The sequence below is a fragment of the Glaciibacter kafniensis genome (genome assembly GCF_039538945.1).
Lineage (GTDB): Bacteria > Actinomycetota > Actinomycetes > Actinomycetales > Microbacteriaceae > Cryobacterium > Cryobacterium kafniensis.
In genome coordinates this window covers 586,762-601,490 of record NZ_BAABCN010000002.1, presented here as the reverse complement: position 1 = coordinate 601,490, position 14,729 = coordinate 586,762, and the positions used below count along the sequence as shown (strand labels likewise).

At 65.2% G+C, this 14,729-nt stretch carries 13 protein-coding genes and 1 other RNA gene; 5 read left to right on the top strand and 9 right to left on the bottom strand.

Annotated features, from left to right (window positions below; genetic code table 11):
* Positions 1 to 13 precede the first annotated feature (13 nt).
* On the bottom strand, positions 14 to 1,537 hold the full coding sequence (locus ABD791_RS03285; RefSeq protein WP_345062245.1) for a sensor histidine kinase: 1,524 nt from the start codon (positions 1,535 to 1,537) through the stop codon (positions 14 to 16).
* Between the two features lie 160 nt (positions 1,538 to 1,697).
* Positions 1,698 to 2,723 carry a hypothetical protein gene (locus ABD791_RS03280; RefSeq protein WP_345062243.1) on the bottom strand — a complete coding sequence of 342 codons (1,026 nt, stop codon included), beginning with the start codon at positions 2,721 to 2,723 and terminating at the stop codon, positions 1,698 to 1,700.
* 313 nt (positions 2,724 to 3,036) lie between these two features.
* Here ABD791_RS03280 and ABD791_RS03275 point away from each other — a divergent pair, with 313 nt between their 5' ends.
* Entirely contained in the window at positions 3,037 to 4,707 is a 1,671-nt protein-coding gene (locus tag ABD791_RS03275) for an HNH endonuclease signature motif containing protein (RefSeq protein WP_345062241.1), read from the top strand.
* Between the two features lie 258 nt (positions 4,708 to 4,965).
* Here ABD791_RS03275 and ABD791_RS03270 read toward each other — a convergent pair whose 3' ends face one another.
* The 3 genes from ABD791_RS03270 to ABD791_RS03260 all read right to left on the bottom strand — a co-directional run bounded on the left by ABD791_RS03270 (position 4,966) and on the right by ABD791_RS03260 (position 7,216).
* Complete coding sequence (locus tag ABD791_RS03270; protein WP_345062239.1) at positions 4,966 to 5,601, bottom strand: FMN-binding negative transcriptional regulator; 636 nt, start codon at positions 5,599 to 5,601, stop codon at positions 4,966 to 4,968.
* Between the two features lie 113 nt (positions 5,602 to 5,714).
* Positions 5,715 to 6,725: an Fpg/Nei family DNA glycosylase gene (locus ABD791_RS03265; RefSeq protein WP_345062237.1), complete on the bottom strand. Its 1,011-nt coding sequence runs from the start codon at positions 6,723 to 6,725 to the stop codon at positions 5,715 to 5,717.
* 2 nt (positions 6,726 to 6,727) lie between these two features.
* The gene (locus ABD791_RS03260; protein ID WP_345062236.1) at positions 6,728 to 7,216 is read right to left on the bottom strand and encodes a ribose-5-phosphate isomerase; all 489 of its coding nucleotides are present in this window, start codon (positions 7,214 to 7,216) and stop codon (positions 6,728 to 6,730) included.
* A gap of 287 nt (positions 7,217 to 7,503) precedes the next feature.
* Between ABD791_RS03260 and ppgK the strand changes: the two genes are divergently transcribed.
* From ppgK to ABD791_RS03240, 4 genes are all read left to right on the top strand, one after another.
* Positions 7,504 to 8,262: a polyphosphate--glucose phosphotransferase gene (gene ppgK / locus ABD791_RS03255; RefSeq protein WP_345062234.1), complete on the top strand. Its 759-nt coding sequence runs from the start codon at positions 7,504 to 7,506 to the stop codon at positions 8,260 to 8,262.
* Between the two features lie 42 nt (positions 8,263 to 8,304).
* On the top strand, positions 8,305 to 9,699 hold the full coding sequence (locus ABD791_RS03250) for a transcriptional regulator (RefSeq protein WP_345062232.1): 1,395 nt from the start codon (positions 8,305 to 8,307) through the stop codon (positions 9,697 to 9,699).
* A 119-nt stretch (positions 9,700 to 9,818) separates the two neighbouring features.
* Positions 9,819 to 11,342, top strand: a complete 1,524-nt coding sequence (exaC, locus tag ABD791_RS03245; protein ID WP_345062230.1) for an acetaldehyde dehydrogenase ExaC — start codon at positions 9,819 to 9,821, stop codon at positions 11,340 to 11,342.
* Between the two features lie 106 nt (positions 11,343 to 11,448).
* Entirely contained in the window at positions 11,449 to 11,853 is a 405-nt protein-coding gene (locus ABD791_RS03240) for a DUF779 domain-containing protein (protein WP_345062229.1), read from the top strand.
* A gap of 39 nt (positions 11,854 to 11,892) precedes the next feature.
* Here the strand turns inward: ABD791_RS03240 and rnpB are convergent.
* The 4 genes from rnpB to ABD791_RS03220 form a co-directional block, all read right to left on the bottom strand.
* An RNA gene (rnpB, locus tag ABD791_RS03235) (RNase P RNA component class A) lies at positions 11,893 to 12,294 on the bottom strand.
* 85 nt (positions 12,295 to 12,379) lie between these two features.
* Positions 12,380 to 13,117 carry a zinc ribbon domain-containing protein gene (locus ABD791_RS03230; protein ID WP_345062227.1) on the bottom strand — a complete coding sequence of 246 codons (738 nt, stop codon included), beginning with the start codon at positions 13,115 to 13,117 and terminating at the stop codon, positions 12,380 to 12,382.
* A 92-nt stretch (positions 13,118 to 13,209) separates the two neighbouring features.
* Positions 13,210 to 14,028 carry a Nif3-like dinuclear metal center hexameric protein gene (locus ABD791_RS03225; protein ID WP_345062225.1) on the bottom strand — a complete coding sequence of 273 codons (819 nt, stop codon included), beginning with the start codon at positions 14,026 to 14,028 and terminating at the stop codon, positions 13,210 to 13,212.
* A 68-nt stretch (positions 14,029 to 14,096) separates the two neighbouring features.
* Positions 14,097 to 14,696, bottom strand: coding sequence for a hypothetical protein (locus ABD791_RS03220; protein ID WP_345062223.1), 600 nt, complete (start codon positions 14,694 to 14,696; stop codon positions 14,097 to 14,099).
* Between the last annotated feature and the right edge of the window lie 33 nt (positions 14,697 to 14,729).

Sequence of the window (14,729 nt, the reverse complement as noted above, 5' to 3'; positions counted from 1 at the left end):
CCCAGAATACGACTCAGGCGGAGGGGACCGAGTGTGTCGCAGCCTCGCCCGCGTCACCCAGCGGAATGTGCGCGCCGATCGTCGTCGGTCCGCCCACCGGGCTCTCGATACTGAGAATTCCGCGCAGGCCCTTCAACCGCTCGTCGAGACCGGCCAACCCGTGCCCGGCCGACGGCGTCGCACCGCCAACGCCGTTGTCGATCACCCAGATGTCCAGCCAGGTTGACCCGTCGCCGTGTTGACGCAACGTGGCGTGCAAACGGATGCTGGTGGCCGCGGAATGCTTGGCCGCGTTGGTCAGAAGTTCGGCCGCGACGAAATACGCGCTGCGTTCGATCTCCGACGGAAGCCGCAGGGCGGGGTCGAGTCGCATCTCCAGAATCACCGGAACGGTGCTGCGTGCAGCGAGCGACTCGAGTCCGGCGACGAGGCCACGGTCTTGCAGGATCGGCGGCACGAGCCCCCGCGACAGCGCGCGCAGCTCTTCGAGCGTGTCGTGGGCATGTCCGCGAGCCTCCTCGAGAAGCGCGCGGGCCGCATCCGGATCGGTGTCGATCTTGCGCTCGGCACTGGCGAGGTCCATTTGCAACCGCACCAACCGCTGCTGCGGGCCGTCGTGGATGTCCCGCTCGAGCCGGCGCAGCGAGTAGTCCTCTGCCGCGACGGCCGCCCCGCGTGACGCACTGAGGTCGGCGACCTCGCGGCGCAGCGCCTCGGAGCCCCAGGCGCCGAGCATGCCCTGCGCAATTCCCTGGTGAATGCGCACGAAGAGGTGAGTGACGAGTGGGAGCGTGAGCAGAAAGATGATGCCGAACGCGAGGTACATCAGAGTCTCGCCGACGAAGGGGTCGACGCGGATCGTGTTGCCGGGGAGCATCCAGTCGAGAATGACGCGGTTCAGCCAGAGGTTGTCGTCAGTGTTGTCGGTGAAACGTCCCCAGATCCAATAGGTGATTCCGCCGACGCCCACCGACAGCCAGACCACCGTGAGGGTCCACGTGATGAGCCCGACAACGAAATTCACAATCATGCCGTGCAGCAGGTAGAGCCAGTAGTGACCGTTGATGAGCGGCCCGAGCAGGGCGCGCATCGGCGTGGATGCCACGCCGCGCGGCTGCCACGCCGGGGGCGTGATCTTGGGTTGGCCGGCCCAGGTGAGTCGAGCAAGCTCGAACATGCCAAAGCCGCGCGCGATATAGAGCGCCGCGACGACGATGAACAGACCGATGAAGATCGGGATCATGCCGACGCCGGTGAAGAAAACGGTGGAGAGTATCGAGAGCGCGATGACCACGACGGGCAGGGTGAGCAGCAGAAAGCCCAACTCCAGTGGCACGCCGCGCCAGAGTGCGCCATAGCCACGGCGTGGACGCACGGAGGTGGGCGGTGCAGTGGCGGCCGGCGAGCCTGCAGCTGCCGCGGGCTCGGTAGTCGCGGGCTCGGTAGTCGAGGGCTCGGCGGCCGGCGACGACGCGGGATCAGGGTGAGTCTGCACAGGCTCCAGCGTGGCAGACCATTGCTCGGTATTTGACGACATACTTCAACTGTGGGCGCCGAAGAGGTTCGGAAGCATCCGGTGGGCATCCGATTTGGTGCGGGGGAAAACCCCCGCAGAACACGAAAAGCCCCGCCGGATTCGGCGGGGCTTCTCGATCAACCCGGTGCCTGATCGGCACCGTGAGATGTGTACTGCTGTGTTAGTTGATGACCTTGTTGTCGCTGGACGAAACCGTCAGCCACGGTCCGGCCGGAACGTCAGCGGCTTCGACGAACTGCCAGTCGAGCTTTTCAGAGGCGCCGTTGATGTCAGCGAAGTTGAGGCAGCCGGTCAGCGCGGGCGAAATGTCCATGCCTGCGCCGCCGTAGCGAGCGTTGGCCGGACGTGCGTCGTTACCGCCGAAGACGTACGCCGCGTCGTGGTACTCACCGGGGCCGGCATCCGCGATCTGGCCGTAGCACGTTTGGCCGTCCTTCATCATCTTGACCCAACGGTTCTTCATCAGGCTGACCGAGGCGTCGCCCGCCTGGCCGGCATAAGCCGCATCGTTGGCCCAGGGAACATCCGTGCCGCGGTTCTGGAAGGCGGTTGAATCGTTCACGTCGTCATACGGCAGGTCCAGGTAGAACGGGTTCTGCTTCGGTGTCATCGACGACGGGAAGAACCCGTTGGCGGCGGTGCGCGTCTCGGTTGAACAGGTTCCGCTCGTCGCGACTCCATCGCAGCCGCCGAAGTTCTCGAACCAGTTGGCGTCAAACGTAGACAGCATCTGCGAACCGTCTTCAGCGTTCGCATCGAAGATCTCGCCGACCCAGAAGGTCGTCGCGACGATTCCGGTGTGCAGCGGATGGCTGCTGCTGCCGGTTCCGGTCGAGGTGACCGGAGCGACCGCCGCGACATCGGTTGCAGCGGCGGGGGGTGCTGCCGACGTCACGGGCGCGGGGACCGGCACCGAGGCGACCGGCGGCGTGGCCTTCGGCGTGGCCGTTGGCTTCTTGCTGGTGTGCTTCTGCGACTTGAGCAACTTCGCTCCGTGCTCACGGTGACCGTCGGCGACATGCGAGCGCGACGAGTCGGAACGTGCGGATGCGTTCCGCGACTGAGCCTCTGCAGAGGCTGCGTTCACACCGATCGTCGATGCCACGACGAGAGCGAGTACAGCGGCGCCCAGGGTTCCCGTCGTTTTCGGATGGCGGCGAATCCATTTTTGAGCAGTTTGAATCAAAACATTCCCTCTCAGCTTGAGTCATCGCCACCCCTGTTCAGGGGTGTAGCGACCCAGCGACCCTACGTGGAGAAAACTGAGAGAGTCATCATTCCGATGTGGCAATGCACTGCGCGATCACCAGCAATTCACCCGATCAGAACTTGAATTTACGTGAAGTGAAGAGAACTCAAAATCCGCATCGGGCGGTCAGTGCGCGACTGCGCTCATCCGCATCCATGCCGCAGTTCTCCACAGAACATACCTTAGAAAAGTTATCCACCGATCCTGAGAAATGCTCGCATTCCAGTTCCCATTTTGAGAGAATTGAGGTATGGAATCAGAGCCTGTTTCCCCCATCATCGCCCCGACCACCGACACTCCGGTGGCCGCGGTCATGCTGCAGGTGCAGGCTCTGACGGCCGGGCTTTCGACCGCTGAAACGCTCGAGGTTTCCGCGAAGATGGCGGCCGGGTTCTCCACTGCTGACTCTCTCGAGCTCGCCGCCACCGTGATGTCCGGAGCGATGACCGAGCTCAACGCCCACTTGCGCTCCGACGACGACCTGCTGAGCCTGCTCGGGTCGATGGAGGCCGTGGGCCGGTTAGCGGATGCGGGCCGGGTCGCCCTGGCCGCGGATGTCGAGGTGCGCTCCGACACGAGAATTCAGACGGTGTCCCTGGCGCGCACGCGTGGCTCTGTCACCGGCACCGACTTGATCACGACGCTCACCCGCGTCTCGGCGCGGGAGGTGAAGCGGCGGGTCACGCTCGGTGAGAAGACCCGGGTCCGTCAGATGGGCGGCAGCATGCTGCCACCGCGCTACCCGGTCGTCGCCGAGGCCCTGACCGCCGGAACCCTCGGGGTCGATGCGGCCGAGGCGATCGTCACCGGGCTTTCCGACCTGCCGAGCTACCTCGACCCCACGGATGTCGAGGCCGCCGAGCGGGGCCTGGTCTCCTCCGCGACCGGTGCCATCACCGCGGAGAATGAGGGCCTGCCGAACGCCGGGTTCGCGTTCTCCGCCGACCTGATCCGGGGGCAGATGCAACAGTGGAAGGCGCTCCTCGACCCGGATGGCACCGCGCCAACCGAGGGCACCGTGCTGGCCGCCCGCAGCAGCTTCGGCTTCGGCCAGTTCCGCGACGGGCTCTATCCGCTGCGCGGTGGGGTCACCCCGGAGCTCCGCGGAATCATGAACGGCATCTTCGACACCTTCCTCAGTGCTCACTCAACCCTCAGTGCTCACTCAACCCCGGCGCATGCGCAGCCGGTCCCGGCCGAGCCGGGCCGGTTCCCGACCGCGGACGAACAAGCCCAACACGAGACCGAGGAACAAGCCCACCACGAGGCCGAGGAGCGGGCGCGCATCGATGCCGGCGAGGTCATTCCCGGCGCCGACCAGTTCGACGACCTCGATACCCGCACCGGTGGGGAGAAACGTGCCGACATCCTTCGCGGCGTCTTCGACGCCGCCGCCCGCGACGCCGGCACCCCCACCATGGGCGGCGCCGCCCCCGTCGTCATGGTGCACGTGAACGCAACCGACCTCCTCGACTCCACCGGGGTCGGCTGGGTCGACGGGGTCGACGCCCCCGTCTCGATCAGCACCGTGCAGCATCTCGTCTGTGCGGGCGGGATGCAACGGATCGTCTTCGCCGAAAACGGCGAGATCCTCCACTCCGATCTGAAGCAACGCTTCTTCACCCGGGCGCAACGCCGGGCGATTATCGCCCGCGACGGCGGTTGCGTCGTCCCCGGCTGCACGTCACCGCCGGGCTGGGCCGAAATGCACCACGTGGTGCCCTGGTATCGCGGCGGTAAAACCAACATCAACAACGGCGTCGCCCTCTGTTGGTATCACCACTCCACCATCGACACCTCCGGTTGGCTGATCCGCATCCTCGACGGTGCCGTGCAGGTCAAGGCACCACCCTGGATGGCCCCCAGCGGCGACTGGCTGCCCGCCCGCAAGCACCGCGCCCACACCACGCTCGGCCGCTGACTGTCCGTCCGATCCCGCCTCGGTGGTCGAGGAGCGCGCGAGCCTGCGAGCACGCGTCTCGAGACCCCGCGAGCCGATGTTCGAACGCAACCCGAGTTCAAGGATCGGCTCGCGAGATCTCGAGACGCGGCCTCCTGCGTCGGCTGCTCCTCGATCAACGAAATGGCCCACGTACCTCATAGACGCGGCCGACTCCGTCGGGCGCTCCTCGACCACCAGTGGGTGCGATTTAGCCCTTCGCCGCGCACCCGCCACGCATCAGCGACCCAGCCGAGCGTAAACTCGACGCATCTCAGTGGCGAGAGCCTGGCTTGCATACGGCCCGTCTGCCTCGAGCTCCCCGATGATGCGGTCAACGGTTTCCGCCGGCTTGTTCTGACTCATCTTGCTCTTGGCCACGAACCGGCCGACTCGCATCCGAAAGCCCACTGTTCCGCTCACTATCCGTGCGGCATACTCGGCGTTCTCCAGGGTGCCGTTCATGCGGCGCGGCTCAGGCATCCGGTCTTCGAAATGGTCGACGAGCGCGTCGAGCACGGCGAGATTGTCGTCGTTGCTCAGCAATTCCGGCGTGCCGTACAGGTGGGCCGTGACGAAATTCCAGGTCGGAACTGCCGGCTTGGCGTCGTACCAGCCGGGCGAGATATAGCCGTGCGGACCCTGGATGATCACTAGCAACTCGTGTGCGCCCAGCTCGTGAAGCTGCTCATCGGGGCGCCCGACGTGGCTCAGCAACACGATGTCCTCGCTCGTCTCGTCGAGGATCACCGGGTAGTGTGACGCGACGAGGTCCCCCTGGTCGGTGTGACTGATCAGCGTCGCCCACGGGTTCTCCCGAATCAGCCGTTTGATCTCGGCGACCTCGCCGAGCACAAAGCTGGGGTTCTGTCTCATGGGATTCCTCACTTCGCTGGGGACGTCACGGGCCAAACAGGTCGAACAGGATGTCGCTGGTCACGCTGTTCACGCTGGTCACGCTGGTCACGCATGAGCAGGTCAGGAAACAGTCACGATTGGCAGCGCGGGCACCAGTACAACTTGCGCGCGCCCATCTCCTCGAGGGTGATGTGAGTGCCACAGATCCGACAGGGTAGCCCCTCACGCTTGTAGACCCAGTGTCGGTCGGCCCGATTGGCCATCGCCAGAACGTAATCTTCACCGTCGAGGTCGTCCATCGTCATCATCTGACCCGTCTCGACACCGATCTTCAACAGGTGTGCCCAGTCACGCCAGAGCGCGCGCACGGTGTCGTCGGCGAGCGACTTTCCCGGCGCATAGGGGTTCAGCTTCGCCCGAAAAAGCAGCTCGGCCCTGTAGACATTTCCGATGCCGCTGACCACGTTCTGATCCATCAGGATGAGGCCGATCGGCGTCGCTTTCTTGCGAACAACAGCGGTGAAGCGGTCCTCTGCATCGTGACTTGAGTCCAGGAGGGGGTCTGGCCCCAGCTTCGCAATCACCGCATCAACCTGCTGCGGGTCAAGCACCTCACAGGCCGTCGGGCCGCGGAGGTCGGCGCAGACAGTGTCGGTGAGCAACCGCACCCGCACCTGCCCGATCGGATCGGGCGGAAAGGTCTCGGGAGCGCTCGTCTCCTTCTCCTGCTCAGACATCCGCACCCGGGTGCGCCGCGGCGCCCCGATCGAGTGCAGGGAGTTCTCGCCGGCCGAATCGAGGATCGGGGTCAGACTCGGTTCGACGTTCGGGTCGACGATCGTGCCCCGCTGGTTCGTCTGTCCCATTCGGCCGTTCGCCGAGGCGATTGTCGCATCCATCTGAATCTCGCCCGAGAAGTCCCACGCACCGTAGAGGCCGAGGTGCACGCGCAGCCAGACCCGGTGGTCGAACTCGAGGAACATCTGTTTGCCGACCGCGCGGGCATCCGTCATCTCCAAGCCGTCGAGCTGCGAAGCCCCGAGCGCGAAACGCCCCTGGGGCGACGACAGAGAAACCCGGCTGCCGACGAAGTTGCGTTGAAACTGCCGCGCAATCCGGTGAACTGAATGACCTTCTGGCACGGCTAGCGCCGAATGCCCTTGCCGGCGATGTCGCCGGTGAGCTCGTATTCGGCGAGCTGGGCGATGCGGCGTGCGTGACGCTCTTCGTCGGAGAACGGCTCGGCGATGAACGCGTCGATGAAGCTCGTCGCGTCTTCAATGGTGTGCTGGCGGGCACCGATTGAGATCACGTTGGCGTCGTTGTGCTCGCGGGCCAGCCGCGCGGTACTGAGGTTCCAGACGAGTGCGGCGCGGGCGCCGGTCACCTTGTTCGCGGCGATCTGCTCGCCGTTGCCCGACCCGCCGAACACCACGCCGAGGGCCTCGATGCCGGCGGACTGGTCGTTGACGACGGCCTGCGCCGCGTTGATGCAGAAGGCGGGGTAGTCGTCAAGCGCATCGTAGGTCTGTGGGCCGTGGTCGATGACCTCGTGTCCGGCACCGGTGAGGTGATCGATCAGGTGCCGGCTGAAGTCGAGGCCGGCGTGGTCGGTGGCGATGTGGATGCGCATGCGCACAGTCTATTTTGTTGCGGCCGCTCGCCGCCTCACGCCATTGCCCTCGCCCGTTCAGCCTCCCATTCAACCTCCCGTTCAACCGCCCGTTCAACCGCCCGTTCAGCCTCCCGTTCAGCCTCCCGTTCAGCCTCCCGTTCGACGGAGATATGCCGTCGATTCGACCGAAACGGCGCGATTTCGGCCGAAATCGTGAAAATCTCCGTCGAATGGGAGAACCTGACTCGCAGGGGGCAGCGAGGTGTCGCGCCCTGCTCCCCTGGCCAGGGCGATAGGTTGTCTGCATGAACGCGACGACAGCCATCGGAATCGACATCGGCGGAACCGGCATCAAGGGAGCGGTGGTCGATTTGACGACCGGCGAGCTGCTCTCCGAGCGCGTGAAGCTGGCCACCCCGCACGGCGGCAGGCCAGACGACATTGTCGAGACCACGCGCGAGATTCTGGCGAAGGTGTCGCAGGGGTACAGCGCGCTGCCGATCGGCGTCTGTTTTCCGGCGGTGATCAAGAACGGGCACACCATGTCGGCCGCCAACGTCTCAGAGAAGTGGATTGGCCTTGCGGCCGAGGAGCTCTTCGAGAAGGGGCTCGGCCGGCCGATCCACTTTGTCAACGACGCGGATGCGGCCGGTTACGCCGAAGCGCAGTTCGGCGCGGCACGGGGCGAACCTGGCGTCGTGCTGCTCACCACTCTCGGAACCGGAATCGGTTCCGCCCTGCTCAACGACGGCGTGCTCGTGCCGAACACAGAACTCGGACACCTCGAAATCGACGGGCATGATGCCGAAAGTCGCGCCGCCTACTCGGCGAAGGAACGCGAGGATCTGAGCTGGGAGAAGTGGGCGCATCGGCTTCAGGCCTATTACACGACGCTGGAGAGGCTCTTCTCCCCCGACCTCTTCATCGTCGGCGGCGGCGTCTCCAAGAGCTACCAAGAATTCCTGCCCCTGTTGAAACTGCAGACCCGCATCATCCCTGCCGTACACCGCAACAATGCCGGCATCCTGGGCTCGGCGGCCCTGGCGGTCAAGTTCCCGCGCTAAGCAGTAGTCTTGGCGCATTCGAACAGCGAGGATCGGATGCCCATGGCGAATCACAGACCGGCCCAGAGTGCGGCGCGCATTGCGCCAGCCGAACCGGTCGATATCGCCAAGGCACACGCATCCGTCGTCTCAGATCGCACTCCGGTTGGCGATGTGAGTTCGGGCGGGGTGCGCCGCTTCGTGCAGGAGTCTTGGCAACGTTCCCTGCACCTGCATATCGATCCCGATCAGCTTCTCTTCGACGTCGATCTCGGCGACGACGAGCTGCGGGAGTATCGCAGCGCCCACCCGCTCGCTCTCGCGCTTCCGACCATCCGTCAATTGCTGATTCGTCACACCGTGGATGCCGGACTGATCGTGGCGGTCGGTGACCAGTCCGGGCGTCTGCTCTGGATCGACGGCGATCGTCAGTTGCGTCGCAAGGCGGAGTCGATGCTCTTCGTCGAGGGAGCAGACTGGTCGGAGAACCGGGTAGGGACGAGCGCACCCGGCACCGCTCTCGCGCTCGACCGCGGTATTCAGATCCACGGTCCGGAGCATTTCAACCGCATCGTGCACCCCTGGAGTTGCACGGCCGTGCCCGTGCACGATCCGGCGACCGGAATGATCCTCGGCGTGATCGACATCACCGGTGGTGCCGACGCGGTCGGCCCGGCGACCCTGCCGCTCATCGAAGCGACCGTGGCGGCGGTGGAGGCCGAGCTGCGACTGCTCCGGTTGGAGGAGCTGCTTGCGGCAGAACGTCGACCCGCTCCGTCCGCCGCTGCGACCACTCGCCGTCCTTCGCTCGCCCGCCGGTCCGCTGCCGCTCCCCTGCTGCGGGTGCTCGGCTCCGGAAGCGCGCGACTCAGCGGCTCAGGTGTCAGCGACACGGATGCCATCGGCAGCGATGCGAGCCGGTGCCTCGAGCTCAGCCAGCGCCACGCCGAGATCCTCACGCTGTTGGCCTGGCATCCGAACGGGTTGAGCGCCGGGCGACTCGCCGAGCTTCTCTTCGGCACCGACAACTCGGTGGTGACCGTGCGTGCCGAGATGGTGCGGCTGCGACGTGTGCTGGAGGAGGCGGCGCCGTCGCTCGTTCCCGCATCGAAACCGTATCGGCTGACTCGACGGCCGGACGTCGATGCTCAACAGGTGCTCGCATTTCTTGACCGCGGTGCTCACCGCGTGGCGCTGGGGGTCTACAGCGGACCGCTGCTCCCCCAATCCGAGGCGCCGGGCATCGGCGAGATCCGCGCTGAAGTGAGCTCACGGCTGCGCGATGCGCTGCTCACGGATGCCTCAGCGGAGACGCTGCTCGACTATGCACGCACCGACGAGGCGGCGTTCGACGCCGAGGTCTGGCGGGCCGCATTGGCCCTGTTGCCGCCGCGTTCTCCGAAACGGGCGGCTGTCGTCGCGCGTATCGAACTCATCGACCGCACGATCGGGCTGTAGCGGCAACGCCGGTGTGTGACGCAGGCATGCAACCTCCGTGCAACCCTCGGTTTTCTACGCTCGAGAAGAGCCCTCTGCGAGGGACTCGCCGCTGACACCGTCGTCAATCAAGGAGCGCCATGACCGTCTACGCCATGCCGGGAACACCGGATGCGAAAGTCACCTTCAAACCCCGATACGAGAACTGGATCGGAGGGGAATGGGTCAAACCGGTCAAGGGCCAGTACTTCGAAGACATCTCCCCTGTCACCGGCAAGCCGTTCGCCGAGGTCGCCCGCGGCACCGCAGAAGACATCGAGCTCGCCCTCGATGCTGCGCACAGAGCCGCGCCGTCGTGGGGCAAGACCAGCTCGGCCGAGCGCGCCGCCGTTCTGAACAAGATCGCCGATGTGATCGACGCCAACCTCGAGCTGCTCGCCGTGGCCGAAACCTGGGACAACGGCAAACCCATTCGCGAACCGTTGAACGCAGATCTGCCACTCGCGTCAGACCACTTTCGCTACTTCGCCGCGGCGATTCGGGCGCAAGACGGCGACCATGCCGAGCTGAACGGCGACATGGTCTCCTATCAGTTCCATGAACCGCTCGGCGTCGTTGGCCAGATCATCCCGTGGAACTTCCCCATCCTGATGGCCGTCTGGAAGCTCGCGCCCGCGCTCGCCGCCGGCAACGCCATCGTGCTGAAGCCCGCGGAACAGACCCCGGTTTCGATCCTGGTTCTGATCGAACTCATCGGCGACATTCTGCCGCCGGGGGTCGTCAACATCGTGAACGGGTTCGGTGTCGAGGCGGGCAAGCCGCTGGCCTCAAGCCCGCGCATCCGCAAGATCGCGTTCACCGGCGAAACGACGACCGGACGCCTGATTCTGCAGTACGCCAGCGCCAATTTGATTCCGAGCACCGTCGAGCTGGGCGGCAAGAGCCCGAACATCTTCTTCTCGGATGTCGCCGACCACAACGACGCGTTCTACGACAAATCCCAAGAAGGCTTCGTACTCTTCGCCTTCAACCAGGGCGAAGTGTGCACCTGCCCCAGCCGGGCTTTGCTGCAGAAACCGATCTACGACTCGTTCCTCGGCGACGCCGTCGAACGCACCAAGAAGGCGGTGCAGGGCAACCCGCTCGACACCGACACCCAGGTCGGCGCTCAAGCCTCCAACGATCAGCTGGAGAAGATCCTCAGCTACATCGACATCGGCAAGCAGGAGGGCGCTCGCTTGGCGCTCGGCGGCGAACGAGCCGATCTCGGCGGCGATCTCACCGACGGCTTCTACGTGCAGCCGACGATCTTCGAGGGTGACAACTCGATGCGCATCTTCCAGGAGGAGATCTTCGGTCCGGTCATCGCCGTGACGAGCTTCACCGACTACGACGACGCCATCCGTCAAGCCAACGACACGCTCTACGGGCTCGGTGCCGGGGTCTGGTCGCGCAACGGCAACGTCGCCTACCGCGCGGGCCGCGACATCCAGGCCGGCCGCGTCTGGGTGAACAACTATCACGCGTACCCTGCCGGTGCGGCGTTCGGCGGGTACAAGAGCTCGGGTATCGGCCGCGAGAACAACAAGCTGGCACTCGGCCACTACCAGCAGACCAAGAATCTGCTGGTGTCGTACTCCGAAGACAAGCTCGGCTTCTTCTAAACCGACACCGCCAGATCTACTCGGCGGTCGGCCTCGTTCGGGTCGGGGCCGGCCGCCGACACCTCCCGGCACACGCAGCGGGAGGCCGCGAGAGAAGGGAACACAGATGATCGAGGCGGCAGTCACCCTCGCGGACGAAACCCGGTCGCGGGTCACCCTCACCGACACCAGTGCCACGCTGCTCCGCCATCTCTGGCAGAGTTACGGTCCGCTGATGTTCCACCAATCGGGCGGATGCTGCGACGGCAGTTCACCCATGTGCTATCCGGCGGGTGATTTCATCACGTCCGACCAAGACGTTCTGCTCGGTCGGTTCGAGATCGGCACGGCGGACGCAGCACAACCCATCGATTTCTGGATGTCGCGAGAACAGTTCGCCTACTGGAGCCATACCCATCTGACCGTCGACGTGGTGCCGGGTCGCGGCAGCGGCTTCTCGGTGGAAGCGCCGGAAGGCGTTCGGTTTCTCATTCGTTCACGGCTCATGGAAACCGTCGATCCGTTCGCCTGAGCCTCGACGAAGAGTCGAAGAGTCGAAGAATTGAAGGAGGGAATGGGCCGGCTATTACGCCGGGTTCTGTCTCAGCGTCTGCGTCGAAACGCACACACCCTCGACGGTCATCTATCTACGAACTACGTTGCCGTAGCCCTCTAGCGGCCTACCCGAAAACTTGGCGAGCAGCCTTAGCGTTTTCTGTCTGACCTTGCTCCGGACGAGGTTTACCGAGCCGACCAGGTCACCCTGGCCTCTGGTGGTCTCTTACACCACCGTTTCACCCTTACCGCAAGGCTCTTTCCGAAGAGAGGCCCTGAGGCGGTTTACTTTCTGTGGCACTGTCTCGCGGGTTACCCCGGGTGGGTGTTACCCACCGTCCTGCTCTGTGGAGCCCGGACGTTCCTCGGCATCCGTGTGTCAGAGACTCACGAACGACGCGACCGTCTTGCCGACCCATTCTGGGATCAAGCCTACCGGTCTCACACCAGCTGCCGTGCGCGCCCGCGATCTCGCGGGCGCGCGTTCGACGGACTGGCTCAGATCAAATGCCCGATTCTTCGGTGCGCACGAGGATGGCGCCACAGTCAGGGCAGAAGATGACGTCGTTGGCCGGCGCGCTCCGCACGGCTTCGAGGTCGTTTCCGGTGAGGGTCATCGTGCAACCGCTGCAGGTACGGGCGCGCAGCAGCGCAGCGGCGTTTCCGCGACCCGCCACGTAACGCTTCTCGTAGAGCTCAACGAGTTCTGGGGCGATGGAGGTCGCGACGGCGGCGCGATCGCGGATGGCTTCGGCGCGCTGCTGGTCGATGACAACCAACGCTTCGTCGCGCACGCGCTCGGTCTCGGCGATCTGCTCGGCGATTGCCGCGCCTTCAGCCTCGATCGCGGCGACGGCAGCTTCGTGCTCCTCGACGCGCTCCATCACGGCAATCTCGATCTCCTCGAGGTCGCCCAGTCGCTTCTTCAGCGCTGCGACCTCGCCCTCGTAGGCCTGGATGTCCTTGACCGACGAGCTCTGCCCCATGCGCTCGGTGTCGCGCGCGATGCGCTTCTCGACCACCTCGACGTCTGACTCGATGCGACGCAGCTCGGTGCGCACATCCTCAAGCTCGCCCGTGCGCGAGGTCAACTTCTGCCGACTCGCGTCGGCCTTCCTGCCAAGTTCGTCCAGCTCACCGTGCTGGGGCAGCGCCGTGATCTGGTGCGCCAGCTGCTGGGCCTTGATGTCGAGGGCCTGGAGCCGAAGAAGCTCTTTCTGTTCTACGGGAGTTGCCTTCACGATGTCCTGACCTTTACGAGTGTTGAGTGTGAGTGAGTTGCGGGGCCGGCGCGGCGCCGGCGGGTGGTGCGTGAGACGTGGTGCGCGACGACCTAGTGCATGACGACGAAGTCCCAAGGATCGGTGCGCAGATCGCTGACGGTGATTGAAATGCCGGGGAGCGCCGCGCGCAACTGGGCCGCCGCTGTGTCGAGCCAGAGCCATTCGCTGGCCCAGTGGGACACATCGATGAGGGCGGGACCGCCGCTGACTTTGGCCTGCTCGCGTGCCTCCGACGCCGGGTGGTGACGCAGATCGGAGGTGACATAGACATCGGAGCCGACGACGAGCGGGTGGGCGAGCAGGGAGTCACCGGCGCCACCGCAGAGGGAGACGACCTGGACTTCTTGCGCATAGTCGCCGGCAACTCGCACTCCGGATGCCGTCGCCGGCAGCAGATCGGCGAGCACACGAGCAAGGTGGCCGAGAGTGACGGGTCGGGCGAGTCGACCGACCCGGCCGATGCCGGTCCCCGGCTCGGAACTCTCCGTGATCGGCTGGCTGTTCTGCAACTGAAGACGCTGGGCCAGGATGTCTGACACGCCGTCAGCGACGACATCCGCGTTGGTGTGTGCCGCGAGCAGAGCGCAGTTCGCGCGGATCAACCGGGCGAGAAGCGCGCCTTTGTAGCGGTCTTCCGCGACGGTCGTCACGCCGCGCAGCAACAGCGGGTGGTGCACGAGGAAAAGATCGGCCCCGACGTCGATCGCTTCGTCGACGGTGTCCGACACGGCGTCAACGGCGAGGTGAATCGACGAGATGTCCCCAGCGGGGTCTCCGCTCACCAAGCCGGAGGCATCCCAGGATTCCGCGCCGGAAAGGGGCCACAATTCATGGACGACTGCGGTAACTTCTGCGAGCGATAAAGACACTCCGCCAGCCTACCGGTCGCATGAACAACACGGTCTGTGGACTCTGCCCGCATTGCCGGCAGCACCGCTCAATCGCGACGCTTCGCTCGACGCGACGCGCGCGTCTCGTACACGGGCGCGGCATCCGGCGCGGCCTCGGGTGCTTCTGAGACCGCGGTGTCCGGCACAGCATCGGGAGTAGCCGCTGGTGGGGTACCACTCACGCTCTGACTGGGTTCTGGCGTCGCATCCGTTCGCGCGTGCGGCTCAACGGGCGGCCTCGCCTCGGTCTCAGGCTGCGTCTTCTTCTCTGGCTGCATCCAGGCCAATGGATCAGGCCGCGGCACGTTGTCGACGTGGTCAGCGTCGGCATCGGCAGAGCGATCGGCACCGCTCCGACCCTGGTCCGTCTCCCGATGATGATGCCGCGAGAACCACCAGCGTCGGCGCACCCGCGGAACAACATGTTCTTCCGGACTCACCCGCGGACTCGCGATCGGGTCGGAGGGAACCAGGGAGACATCGTCGGCGTCGTCAGCAAGGGAATCGTCAAAGCCGGCCTTGATGATGTCGTGCGATGTCGTGGTGACGGCATCCGGATCGCCGCCGAGGATGATCGCCAGATCCGCTTCGCTCGGCGGTTCGGTGGGTTCGACGCCATCCTGCCCTTCAGGGCCACGGTCAGACATCCCACTATTCTACTGAGAAATCCTCAAATCAGC